The 17564-nt window shown below is 53.5% G+C and carries 16 protein-coding genes and 1 pseudogene; 5 read left to right on the top strand and 12 right to left on the bottom strand.

Translation table 11 applies throughout. From position 1 onward, the window contains the following. The first annotated feature begins 22 nt into the window (after nt 1-22). Together LDL28_RS00700 and LDL28_RS00705 are read left to right on the top strand one after the other, a co-directional pair. A complete protein-coding gene (locus tag LDL28_RS00700) occupies nt 23-313 on the top strand; it encodes a hypothetical protein (RefSeq protein WP_233056745.1) in 291 nt (96 codons plus the stop codon). 129 nt (nt 314-442) lie between these two features. After that, nucleotides 443-964 (top strand): hypothetical protein, encoded by a 522-nt coding sequence (locus LDL28_RS00705; protein WP_233056746.1) that lies wholly within the window; start codon nt 443-445, stop codon nt 962-964. 195 nt (nt 965-1159) lie between these two features. Here the strand turns inward: LDL28_RS00705 and LDL28_RS00710 are convergent, their stop codons facing one another. Both LDL28_RS00710 and LDL28_RS00715 read right to left on the bottom strand, forming a co-directional pair. Then, entirely contained in the window at nt 1160-1579 is a 420-nt protein-coding gene (locus LDL28_RS00710; RefSeq protein ID WP_370636190.1) for a hypothetical protein, read from the bottom strand. A gap of 14 nt (nt 1580-1593) precedes the next feature. Next, nucleotides 1594-2351 (bottom strand): IS5 family transposase gene (locus LDL28_RS00715; RefSeq protein WP_233056747.1). Its coding sequence is split into 2 segments (ribosomal slippage): nt 1594-2030 and nt 2030-2351, totalling 759 coding nucleotides; the frame shifts between segments, so codons are not numbered across the junction. A gap of 353 nt (nt 2352-2704) precedes the next feature. Here LDL28_RS00715 and LDL28_RS00720 point away from each other — a divergent pair. Further along, on the top strand, nt 2705-3784 hold the full coding sequence (locus LDL28_RS00720) for a hypothetical protein (protein WP_233056748.1): 1080 nt from the start codon (nt 2705-2707) through the stop codon (nt 3782-3784). A gap of 24 nt (nt 3785-3808) precedes the next feature. On the opposite strand, the gene LDL28_RS00725 is transcribed toward LDL28_RS00720, so the two are convergent. The 3 genes from LDL28_RS00725 to dcm are packed head-to-tail and all read right to left on the bottom strand — an operon-like array spanning nt 3809 to nt 6731. After that, nucleotides 3809-5029 carry a type II restriction endonuclease gene (locus LDL28_RS00725; protein ID WP_233056749.1) on the bottom strand — a complete coding sequence of 407 codons (1221 nt, stop codon included), beginning with the start codon at nt 5027-5029 and terminating at the stop codon, nt 3809-3811. A 3-nt stretch (nt 5030-5032) separates the two neighbouring features. After that, complete coding sequence (locus LDL28_RS00730; RefSeq protein ID WP_233056750.1) at nt 5033-5485, bottom strand: very short patch repair endonuclease; 453 nt, start codon at nt 5483-5485, stop codon at nt 5033-5035. After that, the gene (dcm, locus tag LDL28_RS00735) at nt 5478-6731 is read right to left on the bottom strand and encodes a DNA (cytosine-5-)-methyltransferase (protein ID WP_233056751.1); all 1254 of its coding nucleotides are present in this window, start codon (nt 6729-6731) and stop codon (nt 5478-5480) included. Before dcm ends, LDL28_RS00730 begins: the two co-directional genes overlap by 8 nt. Before the next feature lie 388 nt (nt 6732-7119). Here dcm and LDL28_RS00740 point away from each other — a divergent pair, with 388 nt between their 5' ends. After that, complete coding sequence (locus LDL28_RS00740; RefSeq protein ID WP_233056752.1) at nt 7120-7404, top strand: hypothetical protein; 285 nt, start codon at nt 7120-7122, stop codon at nt 7402-7404. Here the strand turns inward: LDL28_RS00740 and LDL28_RS00745 are convergent. Together LDL28_RS00745 and LDL28_RS00750 are read right to left on the bottom strand one after the other, a co-directional pair. Beyond that, complete coding sequence (locus LDL28_RS00745; RefSeq protein ID WP_233056753.1) at nt 7375-7605, bottom strand: hypothetical protein; 231 nt, start codon at nt 7603-7605, stop codon at nt 7375-7377. The two genes, LDL28_RS00740 and LDL28_RS00745, sit on opposite strands and share 30 nt — an antisense overlap. A gap of 63 nt (nt 7606-7668) precedes the next feature. Continuing rightward, nucleotides 7669-7876 (bottom strand): annotated as a pseudogene (locus tag LDL28_RS00750) (transposase); the annotation flags it as partial. A 252-nt stretch (nt 7877-8128) separates the two neighbouring features. On the opposite strand from LDL28_RS00750, the gene LDL28_RS00755 reads away from it, so the two are divergent. Continuing rightward, nucleotides 8129-8515, top strand: a complete 387-nt coding sequence (locus LDL28_RS00755; RefSeq protein WP_233056754.1) for a hypothetical protein — start codon at nt 8129-8131, stop codon at nt 8513-8515. A gap of 77 nt (nt 8516-8592) precedes the next feature. On the opposite strand, the gene LDL28_RS00760 is transcribed toward LDL28_RS00755, so the two are convergent. From LDL28_RS00760 to LDL28_RS00780, 5 genes are all read right to left on the bottom strand, one after another. After that, nucleotides 8593-9350 (bottom strand): IS5 family transposase gene (locus LDL28_RS00760; RefSeq protein WP_233056747.1). Its coding sequence is split into 2 segments (ribosomal slippage): nt 8593-9029 and nt 9029-9350, totalling 759 coding nucleotides; the frame shifts between segments, so codons are not numbered across the junction. A 424-nt stretch (nt 9351-9774) separates the two neighbouring features. Further along, nucleotides 9775-10527, bottom strand: a complete 753-nt coding sequence (locus LDL28_RS00765) for a M48 family metallopeptidase (protein WP_233056755.1) — start codon at nt 10525-10527, stop codon at nt 9775-9777. Continuing rightward, entirely contained in the window at nt 10527-13796 is a 3270-nt protein-coding gene (locus LDL28_RS00770; protein ID WP_233056756.1) for a type I restriction endonuclease subunit R, read from the bottom strand. Before LDL28_RS00770 ends, LDL28_RS00765 begins: the two co-directional genes overlap by 1 nt. A 15-nt stretch (nt 13797-13811) precedes the next feature. Then, nucleotides 13812-15071, bottom strand: a complete 1260-nt coding sequence (locus LDL28_RS00775; protein ID WP_233056757.1) for a restriction endonuclease subunit S — start codon at nt 15069-15071, stop codon at nt 13812-13814. Beyond that, nucleotides 15064-17529 (bottom strand): class I SAM-dependent DNA methyltransferase, encoded by a 2466-nt coding sequence (locus LDL28_RS00780; RefSeq protein WP_255662982.1) that lies wholly within the window; start codon nt 17527-17529, stop codon nt 15064-15066. The genes LDL28_RS00775 and LDL28_RS00780 overlap by 8 nt, the downstream gene beginning before the upstream one ends. Nucleotides 17530-17564 lie beyond the last annotated feature (35 nt).

The raw sequence follows: 17564 nt of genomic DNA on the forward strand, positions 1-17564 counted from the left end.
AGGCATTTGTGAGCATAAAATTATGAACACTCCCATTTTGTTTTGGCTTCACGTCCCCATTGAAACAACACGTGGCGATTGGTTTCAACTTCCTCCCAATGGATGTTTAAATGTTCTCGGTAAGCGTGCTCGGCTGCTCGAACGAAATTTGCCAAATTCGGTTTCATTAACTTCGGCAAGTACTGGCGTAATTAAACAGTGGCTAATTTTTGATCCAGTGAATGAAGTCGAAGCCCATCAGTTATGGAAAGAACTAAAAGAAAAATTTCCTGCTTTAGCATTCGAAGAAAAAGCTTCTTTCCGGATTGGGTAGGGCGAGCTTAATATCGCAACACGTTCCAAATATGATGGTCGAATTCCAACATTAATACCGTCATCGTTTACCCCTGATCCCGAGTGGGGAGTGCCAAATATAACTTCCTATATGGACGGAACTCTTGTATTGGGCACTAAATTAAACAGTATTTCGCCTGTAACAGATATACGGCTTGTTGCAGCACTCGATTTGGAAGTCGCTTCTAGATACGACGTCTTACCAAGATCAATCTTTCTGGCCCAATTGACAATTCTTGATTCTCTAGCGGTTAAAAGTGAACGTGAAGATGCTACGAAGCAGTGGGTAGATGAAAAAATACAAGAAGCAAATAAACTAAATGACCCTGGTTTGATTTCAAGTTTGACAAATTTAAAACAAAGCTCTCATGGTGCGGCAGTTCGTGCTCTTGTGTCTAGGGCAGTTCGTGCAATAGGAGGCGACCCCACCGAACAATCTGCCAAGTCCAAACTTGCAGGTCAATTGTATAATGTCCGATCTGCCTTGTCCCATGCAGGTTCAGGACCGACTTTAAATGTTCGAGGTGCCAGAGAACTCGTATCCATAGTTCTGAAAGCTTCGATTTTAGACATTGATGTACTTGATCCCATCGCATTCGCAGCAAAACAATGTGACGGCAATAAGCCTTGAACTGGGGTCTAATTCGAAAAAAAATCTTAGCGGACGTTTGTCTAAACACATATTGACCTTTAGTATCTGCATGTCCGCTCTCAGGATGCATTGGTTAGCCGCTGACGACCGACTTGAGGGCGGAAGCTGACGTGGCTTTGGATGCATAAATTCTACGTTTTATGAGGGCAGGGGCGATTTATTTTCAGTAAGAGTTCATGCATGGGCAGAAAAAAGTTCATTAAAACAGCCTCTTAATCCCGCTTTGCTCTCAACTTGTGATTGCTGCAAGCTGAGAAGCAATCCTGCCCCCGCAACCAACGACGCTTGCGAATGACCATTCGCCACATTTCGCCGGGATCGTAGTGTGCGGTTCCCCGCAACCAACGATACTTGTGATACGAACGCATCAAGAACGCCACTGTCCGGATGGACCGTGGCGTTTTTCTTGTGCGCCGCAAACTGCAGGATCGCCGCCAGGTCGCCGCGCAGGATGATCGCCAGTTCGCCGTCGGCCGGCTGGAGCGTGATCTGCGAGACCAGGGTGCGCAGGCGTTCGGCCGCCTCGGTCTTCGTCTCTTCAGCCTGAAGGCTTTCATAGAGGGACGCAATCCGCTGCTGGTATATCTCCGCCATATTAGGCTCAGGACTCATAGCCAGAATATGACGGTTGCGGCGAGGCAGATCGCCGAGAAGAATACGGTGGGGCATCTGTCATAGCGTGTCGCGACCCGTCTCCAGTCCTTGAGCCTCCCGAACATGATCTCGATACGGTTGCGTCTTTTGTATTTCCGCTTGTCGTATTTTATGGGTTTCCCTCGGAATTTCCGTCCCGGAATGCAGGGTTTGATCCCTTTCTCCTCCAAGGCATCCCTGAACCAGTCAGCATCATAGCCCCGATCCGCCAGCATCCATTCGGCTGGTGGGAGACCGTCCATAAGGGCAGCGGCCCCGGTGTAATCACTGATCTGGCCTGCTGTCATGAAGAAGTCGAGCGGACGTCCGTTCCGGTCGGTGACGGCATGCAGCTTCGTATTCATCCCGCCTTTGGTGCGCCCAATCAGACGGCCTGAAGCCCCTTTTTTAACCGCAGGCTCGAAGCTGTGCGATGTGCCTTGAGATAGGTCGCATCAATCATGATCGTCTGAGGCTCTGCCTTGCCGGTAGTCAGTCCCTCCATCATGCGGATGAATATCCCCATAGCGCTCCAGCGCTTCCAGCGGTTGTATAGCGTCTTGTGTGGACCGTATTCCTGGGGTGCATCACGCCAACGCAGACCATTTCTGTTCACGAAAATGATCCCACTCAACACACGACGGTCATCAACGCGGGGTTTGCCATGGCTCTTCGGGAAAAAGGGCCGCAGACGCTCCATCTGCTCGTTCGTCAGCCAATACAGGTCACTCATCTTCAGTCTCCTCAACGAGCCTGAATCACATCCTGACACTCATATCAATGGGTCCTGAGCCTAGCTCTGTGCGTAAATGCGGTGCAATCGGGACGGCATCCCTGCCCGATCGTGAAACGTTGGATGGATACTGAACGAACCGATTACAACGCCGTCATGCCTTCAACCAGTTCCACTGGCATAACGCCAGAGGCTTCATTCGACACACCAAAACGGCATACAATATCCCGCAGCACCCAAGCGAGAACCAAGCGCACGTTGCGGGCAAGATCATACTGTGTATCCAAATCACACAAAACCTGAGATACTAGATAGGCTGTTCCACAGAAATTTTTATGAAAACATTCAGATAGATGCAGACACCATTCGGCGACCTGACAGGACTTGATCTCTCCGATCATGATCTGTGTCGGCAATTTCTTGCTCTTGACAAACATCGCCTCGCTGAAGGCCTGGTGATAGAAAGTCTGTTTGATCAGTATCTTGAAACATTTCCCGGCGAACAAAAAGATGTCCCCCGGTTAATTGATGCCAACACGGCAATAGCAGTCAATCCTGGAGATAAGGCTACCTATGCGTTTGTATGGGACAGGAGTAGCCCGGTGGGACTGGGACGATATCTCGCTGCACTCGGACAACATTACCGGGTTATACTTGTCCGTTTTGACAGTGGCCATAAACGTTTCACTGCGGCCGAATGTAGGGAAGGAAAGCGGGTTTCCACATGGTTCCCCCTTCCTGAATTGGCCCAAAAGCTGTCGGGTAAAAATGAGCCTTCAGCATTCGATATTGATGCATCTGTCAGAGATACAAAACGCATCAATCAGAGTTTCTGGGGCTACCTGTCAGAACATTATGGAACCGAACTCGGTCAACGCGTTATTCTGCCCAGAATATTCCTGAATTTCGGCATTCAGCCCTGGTTTCAGTATGTATGGAATGTCGATCGCATTTACCTGCAAGGCAATCAGCTCTGGCACCTCGAAATCAAACATAAATACCCCATGTCCGGCCGGCCTCTGACCTTCGGTCTGAATGATGGCGAACTCAGAATGATCAGACGGCTGGCACATTGCGGTCTTCGTTCGCTTCACACCATCATCGTCAAACCGCGCTGGGACAAGGAAACGGGGTCGATGTTTCTGACCAACAACATGACTGCCCGTAGTTCGGCTGCCGTAATAGGGCGTGAAATAACCTACGGGGATGCGCTCTCGATAATGCGGCAGCCCCCACGTTATTCAGGAGCAGACACCTCCTTCACTGGTCGGAAAGGGTTAAAATTCTATCCGTTTCTGGCAACAGATTTCTCGTCATTCGGCACGCTTGGCATGCCTCACACTGAAGTCGCGACCCGTATGGACGCATTCATGCGGGGAGAAAAAGGAGAGCCTGTGACGGATGACTGGTTACTCAGCCTGAAGATGGAATAATCCATTTCCGTGATCCTGAAATCACTATGTGCCCTGACGCCGTCTGACAAGACTGATAAATTCTCCAACATTCATAAGCCATGCCTGCTGCGATGGCCTGAAGGTGGCATGCAGCTTCTGCGGCAGGACAAGCTGTAGCTCCTTTACCCGCATCTCATCCGTCTGGTTTTCGGAAATACCAGGCTCCAGTGTGAGAAGATGCTTTTTTCTGATGCGTACCGCCTCCGACAGTACCTGCCGCCATCGGTCCTTGAGCGTCGATTTCGAGCCCAGCATCGTCAGCCTGTCAGCCGGAAAAAGTGGGTCAGCATAAGCCACTTTTCCGGGGAACAGAAAATCAGGTTTATTACGGTTCTCTGTCTCGGCGCCACGTGCATACCGGAGCCCGTTGGCCTGGAATACCGCTTCAAGATGATTTTCCAGTGCGGACCCTGCGCGGGCCTTACGCCGGTTCTGCACACTCAGCGAGAACGCAAGAAAACCGTCGACATCCGCCCCCTCGACGCACTGGAAGCCTCCATTGATCTTCTCCGCAACGATACGGCGCTCCAGTCTGCGGAACAGCTGTTCTTCACGCTCCATCCATTCCACCAATGCGCCGTCTGGATCATCGTGGGCTGAAACATTTGGTAGGGAAGACCGCGCAAGTTCGGAAAAAACAAGGGTCGTAGGAAATTTGAGACCGAACGGCTCAATCAGCGTATCAAGTACATGGGCTTCCGGCTCTTCTGGTTCGACGCCCAGTTCATCAAGAATGTAACGGGCCGCGAAGTCCAGCTCGGGATCGTGAGCCCCTTCTATCTCCTGGAAAGAAAAGCTGGTTCCCGACAGGTCATCAAGCCCGAACAGCCAGAGAAGCTGGTTCTGGACGGTGCTGTCTGCCGGCACAACAATCAGAAGGGCGCTTCCGTCCTGCTTCATGGCCAGAAAGAACACGTCTCCCGGAGCCATGACTTCGGTCACTTCATTGGAGCGGTAATAAAGCCGGTATTCGGTACGGACCGGATGTTTCCGACGGGCGTCATACCAGCTCAGCATCCCTTCAACGGAAATGGCGGCTTCTTCCTCCCCGAGCCATATGAACCTGGCTGGAATATTCCGGCGGTCGTCGTCACCTAGAAGTTTCCTCAGAGCCGTGGAACCATTCAGTTCGTGCTGATTGGACCTGTCCGGACGGGTTTCCACCTCGGTCAGTTTTTTTGCCACGACCCCTTCAAACTGATCCGAAAGCTGTCCTCGTCTCATCAGTTACTGTCCTCTGATTTCAAGTTCGGATGCATCCGATTTCAGCCATGATGAACAGGCTTCAAGAATGTCTTCCATTGAAAGACGTCCTTTCCCCCGCATCGCGCATTCCCATACGGTTCCCACGCGCCAGCCAGCATCACGCAGGGCAAGCTGCGTACGCGCATCAACCGCCCTGTTCCGGTCAATCTTCGTCCGCCAGAATTCGCTCCGGCTGCCGGGAAGGCGAAAAAGATGACAGTCATGCCCATGCCAGAAGCAGCCATGCACCAGAATGACAGCATGGTATTTTGGGAAAACAAGATCAGGGGTTCCGGGCAGTTTCCTGTCATGCAGCCTGAACCGGAAACCAAGAGCATGCAGCCCCCGCCGCAGCACCATCTCGGGTTTTGTGTCCTTCCCCCGGATGCCGGACATCATCCGGCTGCGCTGCTCCGGTGAAACGATATCAGGCAACAGCCGCGCTCTGATCATGAGCAGGCCTCATGCCTGAAGTCCCGGCTCTGCTGTCCCGGCACTCCCGTGCCAGGGCCGAGCGTATGTGCGGCTTCATGGCATTGGCCATGAACTCGATAACCGGCACCACAACCGCATTTCCGAACTGGCGATAGGCCTGCGTATCGGAAACGCCAATACGGAAACGCCTGTCACCACGATCGAAACCCATAAGACGTGCGCACTCCAGTGGTGTGAGACGGCGCGGCCGTTTCCCCTCCTGCCGGATCAGGATTTCGGACCCGTCCTTGAAATAACGGGCGGAAAGTGTCCGCGCGACATCATCCGGTCCGAACAGTCCGAAGCCGAAGCCGTTACCCGCAGCCGCATGCTTGGCCTTATAGTTCTGAAGATAATTCCACAGATGTTCCGTAAGGGTATATTTTGGTTCCACCTCGGCATGTGGCAGAAGGATTGAACCCAGTTTCGGGCCTTTTTCTATAGGTGGAACGACCAGAGATTTTAGATCAAAATCTGTTTTTTCCCTGAAACCAACAATAAAAATACGCTCGCGTTTCTGCGGTACCCACGATGCAGCACTGATCATGCGCGTCTGCACATGATAACCAAGTTCTTCTTCGAGAACGTGCATGATGGTGGCAAAAGTGCGCCCCTTATCATGCCGCTCCAGGTTTTTGACATTTTCCAGAAGAAAGGCTGCCGGTCGGTGATGGGCGATGATTCTGGCTGTATCGAAAAACAGGGTTCCCTGCGTATCACACAGGAAGCCATGGGGTCGCCCCAACGAATTCTTCTTGGAAACCCCGGCGATCGAAAACGGCTGACAGGGAAAACCTGCCAGCAGAACATCGTGTTCCGGAACCAGGGAGGGATCCTCTGCAAACGGGCGGATATCACCACTGATCTCATGATTGTCCGGATAGTTCAGGGCATAGGTCTGCCGTGAGAATCTGTCCCATTCGGATGTAAAGACACATCGACCACCGATTTCCTCAAAACCGATCCGCAGGCCGCCTATCCCGGCAAACAGATCGATGAAACGGAAATCGACCCTGTCTTTCTCTTTTGCCCGGAGGCGTTCATCGGCAATGCGGCGCAGGAAATTGAGAGCCGTCCGGCTCGCCGTGCCGGGGGTATTCTCATAACGGTACACCGTCCGCTCCCCCAATCCCAGTTCTTCAGCTGCCTGATGCAGAGTAAGGCCTGCCCGATCACGCAGCAGGCTGAAATCGGTCCGCGATGGCATGGGCATTCTTTCAGATCAGGGTCGCACGAGGTTTATCTCTGCCCTGATGGCAGAATCTGTCCCCGAAAGCAACCCATGTTCCTTATATGTTCCAAACTTGACCGTACGACAATCAGGAGGACATGTGCATCCATGAAATATACTCAGCACCGGCATCGCATTGGGGTTGGCGCGGTGATAGTCGGGGTCTGATCCCAGCGTCGTCGGCAGATCATGCCGCGCGGCCCTGATCGCCGCTTCGACGTCACAGACCGCGCCATTGAGATTACGGCCCAGTTCAAACCCCAGCGAGATGGACGTCTCCCCCCACGTGGAGGTGGACTACATCTGCATCACACCGGCGATATTGCCCAGATGCCGTTCCAAGGATGCTGCCAAGGTGCGGGCCATGACCTCGGGTGAGCCAGCCGGCATTGGACGCCGAGACCGGGATCACCGGCAGGTCGACATCGGGCAGGAGGGGCAACGCCATCAGGTCCGACAGCACGGCGGAGAGCAGCAGCAGCGTCGCCACCGGGCGACGAACGAGCACCAGACGATGAATTTCAAGGAAGATGTCCCGTCCCTGCGGGAGGGCTCACTCTACAAGACGATCGACGCGGGCATTTTTTCAAAGGAAGGCGAAAAAATAATCCGGCTTCTGTCAGCGGGCCTCCAGATCATGTCCCGCTGACGACGTGACCGTGATGGCGGCGGCCTGCACCGCCAGACCGTGCTCGGCCGCAATCCGGCGCAGCACTGTGACGACTTCGGGTGCGTTACAGGCGATCTTCCGACCTGTGCCGGCCTGCACAAAGGTGATCGCAAGGGCTGCCTTGCGTTCCGGCGCTACGCTGTAGAGCCACTGCCGGTCGGGTGTGACATCCCGGCGCAAGATGGCGCGTTCCACAAAAAGATTCAGATTGCGTTAGATCGATCCCTGCAAGGGCGCGTGCCCATCACCCCACCGCTTCCAGCGATTGTAGAGCGTCTTGTGCGATCCAGAGCTCTTCGGTGCATCCCGCCAACGAAACTCATTACGATTGACGAAGATAATTCCGCTCAGCACCCGACGATCATCCATCCGGGGGCTTGCCGTGGCTCTTCGGAAAATACGGCTCAAGCCGCGCCATCTGCGCGTCCGTCAGCCAGAATAAATCACTCATCCTTCAGGATTCTTCCATGTAGAGCCTGAATCACGCTAGCCCGACAAAATCAATGGGTCCCGGGCCTAAGCAAACCGCCAGCATGCACTCCTTACATTCGACCTTGCACGAACGCATCGTTGAGTCCATTTTCGTTGGGAAGGCGCTTCGCACGCTATGGCGGCGCGGCATCACCGACATGGAAGTTCTCCGATCAGAGTGCGACACGCACGGCTATGGCGAGGCAAATAGGTATTTAATAAGGAAAGCATTATGTCTAAGGGGTCTATTATTCTTAAGCCGGCATGTATCAAAACGCTTGTGGCAGTAGAGGCTCATCCTGAGCGGTCAAACCAGCACGAATTCAATGGGGTTGCTGCGCTGAAATACCTGTTTGGTATTGACAAAGCAGAATTCAAAGCAGTGTTTTCTGTCCGAGGCGAGGATAACTCCTATGAAGCAGGAGTTACTTGGTATGACTCTCGGGAAGGCCATCCCATTCGTTCTGAGCATCGGCTTTACTTTCAAACAAATCCTGTGATGCAACGTGCGCAAGAGGGAGATAACGTACTGATTGGGTTCATTGGAAATCAACTGCACTGCATTCTGATTCCTAACACCTCTGAGCGCTATCCTGGCTGGACCTCAGTGCCGTCTTGATACCAGTACAAATCACAAGACCCGGCATTTCCGGTGTGTGATCATAGTGTGTTCCTCAACCTCCCTAGGCTCAGGACTCATAGCCAGAATATGACGGTTGCGGCGAGGCAGATCGCCGAGAAGAATACGGTGGGGCATCTGTCATAGCGTGTCGCGACCCGTCTCCAGTCCTTGAGCCTCCCGAACATGATCTCGATACGGTTGCGTCTTTTGTATTTCCGCTTGTCGTATTTTATGGGTTTCCCTCGGAATTTCCGTCCCGGAATGCAGGGTTTGATCCCTTTCTCCTCCAAGGCATCCCTGAACCAGTCAGCATCATAGCCCCGATCCGCCAGCATCCATTCGGCTGGTGGGAGACCGTCCATAAGGGCAGCGGCCCCGGTGTAATCACTGATCTGGCCTGCTGTCATGAAGAAGTCGAGCGGACGTCCGTTCCGGTCGGTGACGGCATGCAGCTTCGTATTCATCCCGCCTTTGGTGCGCCCAATCAGACGGCCTGAAGCCCCTTTTTTAACCGCAGGCTCGAAGCTGTGCGATGTGCCTTGAGATAGGTCGCATCAATCATGATCGTCTGAGGCTCTGCCTTGCCGGTAGTCAGTCCCTCCATCATGCGGATGAATATCCCCATAGCGCTCCAGCGCTTCCAGCGGTTGTATAGCGTCTTGTGTGGACCGTATTCCTGGGGTGCATCACGCCAACGCAGACCATTTCTGTTCACGAAAATGATCCCACTCAACACACGACGGTCATCAACGCGGGGTTTGCCATGGCTCTTCGGGAAAAAGGGCCGCAGACGCTCCATCTGCTCGTTCGTCAGCCAATACAGGTCACTCATCTTCAGTCTCCTCAACGAGCCTGAATCACATCCTGACACTCATATCAATGGGTCCTGAGCCTAGGGTGTTCGAATCGACCGAAATGATTCTCCTGACAGGCAGGCTAGTATCCCAGCTATTCGGTCTGATCGAAGGCAAGCTCCTGCCTGCAAAGAAGCAATATCTTTGATGGGACAGTTCAAGGGTATACGGGGGGAGGATGGCACGTGGGAAACAGGAACCAATCTGCGGACGCCTGCCTGTGAACGCAAGAGCTATACCTCGTGCGTTTCGCTCCATAGTTTTCCCGGTATGAGCATTGCGACCGTGCCGCTGCGTCTTTGGGAACAGTAGCTATGCGTGGCAAGCGGAATGCCAGCTCTTGGATAAGAGAATGGAAATGGACGACAGCGCCAGGCACGCCCTCTGACGATATCAGATCAATCATAGCCCCTCGACCTGAATTCCATTCTCCGCGAGCCATGCCTTTCGCCACTGCCAGTCTGGTAAATGCTGTTCTACTTTGTTCCAAAATCTTGCGGAATGATCAGAGTGATGAGCATGCGCCAACTCATGGACGACAACATACTGTGCGATTCTGGGTGGCAAGAGGATCGCCTTCCAATGGAAGGAAAACCTTCCATCAGCACTGAACGATCCCCACCGGAAGCCCAAGTCTTGTACTTTGACGTCCTTTACCTCCACGCCCATTCGGTTCGCATGTTCCAATACCTGCTTCTCAAACCACGGCTGTGCGAAGCGGGTATACCACGCAACAAATATTTCCCGGCCTCGATGAGCGGAATTCTTTCGCAGGCAAAAACGACCATTCTTTAAGGTCAAATCAACAAGCTGATTATGAACTAGACGAAGCCGATAGCTTTTACCTAGATACAGAAAGCCTTCACCATCAACGAACAACTTGCTTGGAGCCCGTTGTTGTAAGCGTGATTTTTCCTCAATCTTAGTATGGATCCAGAGCGACTTCTCTTCGACGAAATCGATTAATTGCTCTGAGGAAACCTTTGAGGGCGCCACAATTGAGAGCTCTCCAGACCGTTCGACCGTTATCTGGATAGTCTTGCGTCGATTACTGCGATAGACCTCGAAACAGAGGCCGTCAATTTCTAGGCGATGTTCACTTGCCCGTATCGGCTTACCACCGGTTCTGATGAGAGAGAGAGGAAGCTTTGGCATCAGGCAGCTTTCAGCTTGTCGTCATTGGCCTTTGCCTGTTGCATCAACTGGCCCGCCAAGGCTTCTGCATCCGAGACACCAAAGCCCGGGAACTGCGTGTTGAAGATGATTTCGAAGATCTCGGAACGCAGATTTTCCTGATCTGCCATCTTGAAGCTGCTCCAGAGAGAACGGTTTGCGCCAACCTCCTCGATCATACGATCTACGACTTCGCGGGTCATCTCGTGCAAGGAATGAAGATGTTCGGCAGAACTGGCGTTATCAGACAGGCAAGCTGCAATTACAGTGCGCAGGAATGGGAGATAGATTTCAGGGATGTCTGAGGTGGTCTCATCATCCTTGGTCTTTGCTTCACCGCGAAGCTCGTCAATGATGGCTTGAAGCTGCTCAATGATGCGATCCCATTGCTGACCAAAACCCTTGAGAATGTCGTTCAGTCTTTCAGACATCTTTTTGAAACGAACCGGGTCAGTTTCAAGGTTTTTCCGGATGTGGGATCGGATGGCATGTTCCATCTCCGACGCTTTCGCTCTGTTTCCCGAGGCTTGTCCAACCTGATTGTCGAACTCGGCATCCGTGAGCTGGACCGGTGGAATCTTTGGATTGATGCCAAGAGAAATGACGTGATCATCAATCAGCCTGCGTACTTTCGCACCGACGTCGGACCCGACCTCCGGAATATCCCGATACCGATTACGTGCACGCGCCTGGATATAAGCAAGCCGTTTGGCATCACGGACAAAGGGCAGACCTTCAGGACGCGGAAGGATGATTTCCAGTGATTTCAGGAAATCCTTGAGTTTGACAGTGAACTCAGCTCGTGCCTTTTCCGTCGAGAGTGCCTGGAGACAGCTTTCATCGTCGGACAGGTCATCAAGACCGGCACGCCTGAAGATGTCCATCACACGGATATGGCGATCACGAAGAACCGGGATCTGGTCCTTGAGGCTGGCCAGGGCACCATCAATATCTTCGTCGGAATATGCAGCGAGAGCGGCCTTCAAATGGTGCGCTACCCCGAAGTAATCGACGACGATGCCACAAGTTTTGCCAAAACCTGTTCTATTGACACGTGCTATAGCTTGCAGCAGTTCAGCTTCCCGAATGGATCGATCAAGGTACATCACCCCCTCAATCGGCGCATCAAACCCCGTGAGCAACATCGATTTGACGAACAGAAAGGCCAGCGGGTCGGTTTTCGTCTGGTCTTTATGGAACAATGGCTTCTTGAAACGCTTAATCCGGTTTTCCTGAGCAATCCCTTCAGTCCATTGTTTCCAGGACGCATCATCGTTGTTGCCCCCGGATATGATCGCCGCGAATTTGATCTTTTCCAGGGTTTCCCGATATCGCCACGCCTGAACCAGCGCCTGCAGTTTCTTAGGTTTCGTGCAGAGCATTTCGTCGTCCAGGCCCTTGTCGTAATCCGAAAGTGCCGCTGCCTCGGCCAATAGTTCATCACGGGCTTCAAGAAACGCTGCATGGTAACGCACCACGGCCATACGACTGTAAGCCACCACCTGTGCCTTGTACCCATTCGGCAGAAGGTTGGTCACATAGTGCCAAAGCATATCCCGCGCCTTTTCGGCGATCAGGGATGGCGCTTCCAGGATATTTCCCTTGGTCGCGTATTTCTTCCGGATCGCTTCAAGCTCTTCATCCGTATGGCCACGGAACATGTCCTCGAACAAGCCGTCCAGCGTGGCGCCGTCCTTGACCGCTCCTTCGGCAGTGCGCCCCTCGTAAAGAACCGGCACCGTCGCACCATCTGCCTCGGCTTCCTTGATCGTATATTTGTCGATGAACTCGCCAAAGATCTGAGTTGTCCGCTTCTTCTCACCCATGATGATCGGGGTGCCGGTAAACCCGATCCGTGCACAGTTCGGCAGAGCGGCCATCAGGTTTGCATGGAGATCGCCCGCCTGTGTCCGATGCGCCTCATCGACCACCACGACGATCGTCTCGTCCTCGTTCAATACCTCGAAGGCAGGCCCTTTGGTAACTTCGGCCACGGCTTCATCCGTCCGGTATTTCTGGATCGTGGCGAATACCAGACCAGGCCCCTTCCGCCGCGCCAGCTTCTTCAGAGAGTGATTGCTCGTCGCCAGTTCGACGACATCGCCCGACAGCGCCGCCGTCTCGGACAATTGCCGTTGTAGGTCCTTGCGGTCAGTGACCATAATGACCTTGAACTTCCGCAAAGTCATATCCGTTCGCATCTTGCGGATCATGAACACCATGGTCAGACTTTTGCCCGAACCCTGCGTGTGCCAAACGATGCCACCACGGCGATCATATTCGCCATCCTGCAGCCGTGTCTTGCCGCTGCGCAGTCGCTCCAAGGCACGGTTCACGGCACGGTACTGCTGATATCGACAGACCGTCTTGATGGTCTGGCCATCCACATTCATGAACAGCAGATAGTGCCGCAGGATATCCAGAAGATGTCTGGGGCGCAGCATTCCGGCAACAAGGCGTTCCTGCTCGGAAAGGCCCTTCTTTCCCAATGCGGCCGCCACATCATCTTCAGAGCCAGTGCCATCTGGCCCCACAACCGTCTTCCACCGGCCGTAGTAATCCAGCCCCGCACCAATGCAGCCCACACGGGCCTGATCAAAGCTTGTGGCAATCAGCAACTGAATCGAGGCAAAGAGAGCAGGCGCGCCCTCGTTTTCTTCGACCTCCAGAACAGCCTTGCGGGCATTGTGATAGCGGCGGAGCTGTTTGACCGCCTCGGCCAGCGGCTCAGGAATGCCGGGGCTTTTCGCCTCGACTACCACCACGGGGATGCCATTCACCAGCATCACGACATCGGGGATGATGAAGCCCTTGCCCATGTCGTGGCCGGGTGGGCAATCGACACGAAACTGGTTAGCGATGGTAAAGCTGTTGGCCGCCACATCGTCCCACGCGATGTAACGGATTGTCTGGCCGCGTCCGCCGTCCCAGCCAGGCAGGCCCTCGACTGTCAGACCTTTGATGAGCAGTTGTGTGATTGCCTGGTTTGCCTCCATCAGTCCGCGCTGCCCATGGCGGGTAAGGGCACTGACGGCTTCCGAGAGGCGTGCATCATCAAGCCAGGGTCTGCCATCAGGACCGGAATTGATCGCGCGCAGGCGCTCGCGCAGGGTGGCCTCGGAAATGACCTCCTTGAAGCTGGTGCGTCCCGTCAGGCCGGGGTCATCCTTGCTGCCCGTCTGCGACGTCCAGCCCATGGCGACACACTGGTCGATGAAGGGCTTTTCGACATCGTTGTATTCATGTCCCATTGGTGGACTCTTCGGTTACAGCAGAGGCGTGACGGATGTTCTGCCCGTGAGCAGGTCGTCCATCAGACCCGATTTTGTTGCACGCAGTTTTTGGGCCTCCTGTTCGCCAATTACGACATCGTCTTCCGCTTGCAACAGAATTTTACCAATCTGGTCCTGTTCATTCTTCGGAGGTAAGGCAATCACATACTTCTTAAAGAATGATAGGCCGATCGTCTTGATCGTGCTCCCCATCGCAATTGCCTCAAACCGCGGCTTTTCCCTTTGAAGTAGATAATAAAGGAAAACATGGTTGAGTTTGGTGCCGCATCGCCACGCCATAAAATGCTGGCTCACAGCCATTTCAGAAGCAAGGATCGCGCTTTTTCCTATCCCAGCATCACGGGAGAGAATGACGGTGTTTTCCGGATGCCGAACTGCGGAGGAATTCGCAAGACCTGCTTCGCTAATTTCTTTGTCCGTCTCTCGGATGTAAACCTGATCCAACCGGTGAGAGTCGGCAAGCGACACCCATCTAATACCGCCGTCCCAGTACGATGGAATAGATTTGCTCGGTGTATGACCGCTTCCACGGAGAGCAACATTATCAAGTAGGCACGCTTCCCACTCCTTCGGCAGCCAGCCGAGTGGGGTTTGCTTGTAGAGGTGGGGAGCCTCGGGCTGTGGGAAACGAAGGTCTCCGTTTGCGTCGATGCCACGGGTCAGCAGGTCATGCAGTAGCCCCTGCTTCATCGCCTTCAACTTGGCCACCACCGCCTCAGTCCCCCGTATCGCCGCGTCCAACGTGTCAAGAATCTCGGCGATTTTGGATTGATGTTCCGGCAGTGCGAGAGGGACTTCAATGTTTAGGTAGTCGGCAACCTTAATGCCCTTCACTGTTGATCCGACAGACACGGCATCCGCTTTCGCTTTCGCGTAATCAGCGAGTCGAAGCAAGTAGCGTGTATCTGTGGAATGTGAAGGGAAAAGTGCTTTCAAATCTTGGTTGATGGCAATGTCCATTGGTGCAATTGCTACCCGGCCGACAGCCATTCTTGTGCAGACAACAGGCGTATTTGCAGGAATAAGATTGGCCGCACTGTTGTTAAGACCCTGCAGGGATATCTGTTCATCCGTTTCGAGAAGCTCAATTTTGTCCTCGTCGAAATCTTTGACGGATGCCCATGGAATAGGGCCGGTCCAATAGGCAGGATTCTGACGCGAAGGTGTGCCACCTCCTGTCTGAAACGCGATCAGGTTGCCGATAGGTCCTGTTGGAAAAAGACTTTTAGACATAACCTAACCCGATCAAGAACCCATCCAGCTTCTCCGTTGCCTGAGCCCGCGCGCCTTCGATCTCGGTCAGGGTGACGTGATACTTGTCCCACCAGTTGTCGAAGTCCGCCACGATCTGTCCACGCTGCGCTGCGATGTAGCGATTCAGAATTTTCTGCACGTCGTCATGCAGGATTTTCAGCAGCAGTTCGGCTGCCGCTTTATCCGTTAGGTCATCAACGCCCTTGTTCAGCTCTATGGTGAACTGGTTCTTCCTATACTTGAGAGTCTTCTTGATTTCGGACAGCTTTTTCTTCCAGCGTTTGATTTTTGCCTCATCCACCTGTTCGGCATCGTCTTCTGCTTCCTCGCCTTCTTCCGGCGTAGCGGTCGCAGCCTTAATCTGCGCCTCTAGCTCGGTCTTGCGGGCTTCTAGTTTGGCAATCTCGGTCACGAAGCTGCCCATCAGAAAAGTGACCAGCTTGTGGTCCAGCGGGTTCTCCTTGTTGCCCGCATCTTCCAGCGCGGTTACGATGGAAGTGCGCCACGCGTCCACGACCCCTCTGGTGCCGCGCGCCATGAGGGTGAGGAAGTCGAACCGCGACTGGTCCCAGAACTGCGCGATGATCCCGCGCACGGTGAACGGGTCCAATATGGCGAGACTTTCAAGTGTGGTCGAAAAACTGGACAGAAGCTCATCATGCAGCCTGATCAGAGAGGTTGCGTGCGCATCACCTGCAATGGCGATGATGTCGTCGGTGTGGTCGGCCCACCAGTTGTTGAAGTAGCCCAGGACCTCTGCCTCGCGGGCCACGAGGCTCGCGTTGGTCTCGACAGCCGGTTTGATATCAGCTTTGGCTGTGATACATGCGACGAAGTCCAGATACCGGTCGTTACGCGGCGTGAGCAGGTCCATTGCGTTCAGGCCGTGGGATTTGAAAAGATCTGCCTTGGCTTCGATTTCGGACTTTGGAATGCCACCGATCAGGTGGGCACGTACGTCATGCGGCTCAGGTGGTGGAGCGTTATCAGCATAACGGCGGATGTTGAGGTTCCAGTCGTTCTCCTTCAGCGTTCCAAGATCGACGATGGCAGAGAAACCGGGAATCTCACGGTATTCCTCGAAGGTGGTGGCGATCTTCTCAATGTGCTCGGGCATCAAGTGGTTCTGTGCACGGCCTTCCAGGTATTCACGGTCAGCGTTGATGAAAAGCACCTTGCCCTGACGCTCCGCAGGCTTGCCCGAAACGAGGTTTGCGCCCTGGTGGATGCGCTGGCGCAGAACGATAATACAGGCTGGGATGCCCGTGCCGTAGAAGAGCTGCGGGGCGAGGCCGATAACGGCTTCTATCTGGTCGTTTTCGAGGATTTTCTGTCGTATTTTGGCTTCATCGCCGCCGCGAAAAAGGACACCGTGCGGCATGACTGTCGCGATCATACCGCCGTCACGCGTCACATGCAGCATGTGCTGCAGGAACATGAGATCGGCTTTCTTGGAGCCCAGCGGAACCTCATGAAAGAAGCGCTCGCGGAACTTGGGCTGCCAAGTATATTCCCCGGACCTGTCCTTGTCTTTTGAGCCCCAGTTGATCGAGAAAGGTGGGTTGGTCAGGATCCGGTCAAACCGGCGAAGCTCGCCGTTCTCGACATGCTGCGGCTCTCCGAGGGTATCCTCGTTACGCAGGTCGACGCTGCTCATGCCATGAAGCAGCATGTTCATCTTGGCGATCGACCAGACGGTGCCCGAGTATTCCTGACCGAACAGGTTGGCCTTGCGTCCATCCTGTCCATTCTCGTCGATATAATCTTTCGCGGCGATGAGCATACCGCCCGAACCGCAGCATGGATCGTAGATGTCATGTTCAAGGGTCGGCTTCAGCAAACGGACCATCATACGAACGACTGAACGGGGTGTGTAGAACTCGCCCCCTTTTTTGCCCGCAGAGTCAGCAAACTCGCCAATCAGATATTCATAGGCAGCACCCAGAAGATCAGGGAACTCGAAATCTGTATTTCGAAGGCGAATTTCTCCGAAATGGTTAATTAGCTGACGAAGCTTCTGATCACTGATTTTGCTTTGACCGACCTTTCTTGTGAAGTCGATGTGATCGAGCACCCCTTCAAGGGCAATGTTCTCCGCTTCTATGCCAGTGAGTGCCTTGTTGAGCATGTTGCCAATGTTCTCATGGGCTTCGTCCATCAGATATTGAAAGCGGGAATGCTCAGGTACCCAGAAATTACCACTGCGGCCATACCAGACCTTATTCTCGGCTTCTTTTTCGGCTTGCTTACGCGATGCGCCTGCTGCAATGCATTTTTCAATTACGTTAAGACGTGCTTCTTCAAAAACGTCGGAACAACGCTTCAGGAAAAGCATTCCGAAGATATATTCTTTAAATTCGGAGGCATCCATTTTGCCTCGAAGAATATCTGCTGCACTGAATAGGTATCGCTCAAGTTGAGAAAGGCTAAGTGGCATTGATAATCTCTAATCTGACTTGCTCACATTTGGTG

Source organism: Komagataeibacter sp. FNDCR2, assembly GCF_021295395.1.
Taxonomy (GTDB): domain Bacteria; phylum Pseudomonadota; class Alphaproteobacteria; order Acetobacterales; family Acetobacteraceae; genus Komagataeibacter.

Bases quoted from the DNA above. Each gene is read 5' to 3' on its own strand.
- LDL28_RS00710 (WP_370636190.1), bottom strand. From the start codon at position 1,579: ATGGCGGAGATATACCAGCAGCGGATTGCGTCCCTCTATGAAAGCCTT.
- LDL28_RS00770 (WP_233056756.1), bottom strand. From the start codon at position 13,796: ATGGGACATGAATACAACGATGTCGAAAAGCCCTTCATCGACCAGTGT.
- LDL28_RS00720 (WP_233056748.1), top strand. From the start codon at position 2,705: ATGCAGACACCATTCGGCGACCTGACAGGACTTGATCTCTCCGATCAT.
- LDL28_RS00725 (WP_233056749.1), bottom strand. From the start codon at position 5,029: ATGAGACGAGGACAGCTTTCGGATCAGTTTGAAGGGGTCGTGGCAAAA.
- LDL28_RS00700 (WP_233056745.1), top strand. From the start codon at position 23: ATGAACACTCCCATTTTGTTTTGGCTTCACGTCCCCATTGAAACAACA.
- LDL28_RS00780 (WP_255662982.1), bottom strand. From the start codon at position 17,529: ATGCCACTTAGCCTTTCTCAACTTGAGCGATACCTATTCAGTGCAGCA.
- LDL28_RS00765 (WP_233056755.1), bottom strand. From the start codon at position 10,527: ATGCCAAAGCTTCCTCTCTCTCTCATCAGAACCGGTGGTAAGCCGATA.
- LDL28_RS00775 (WP_233056757.1), bottom strand. From the start codon at position 15,071: ATGTCTAAAAGTCTTTTTCCAACAGGACCTATCGGCAACCTGATCGCG.
- dcm (WP_233056751.1), bottom strand. From the start codon at position 6,731: ATGCCATCGCGGACCGATTTCAGCCTGCTGCGTGATCGGGCAGGCCTT.
- LDL28_RS00755 (WP_233056754.1), top strand. From the start codon at position 8,129: ATGTCTAAGGGGTCTATTATTCTTAAGCCGGCATGTATCAAAACGCTT.
- LDL28_RS00740 (WP_233056752.1), top strand. From the start codon at position 7,120: ATGACCTCGGGTGAGCCAGCCGGCATTGGACGCCGAGACCGGGATCAC.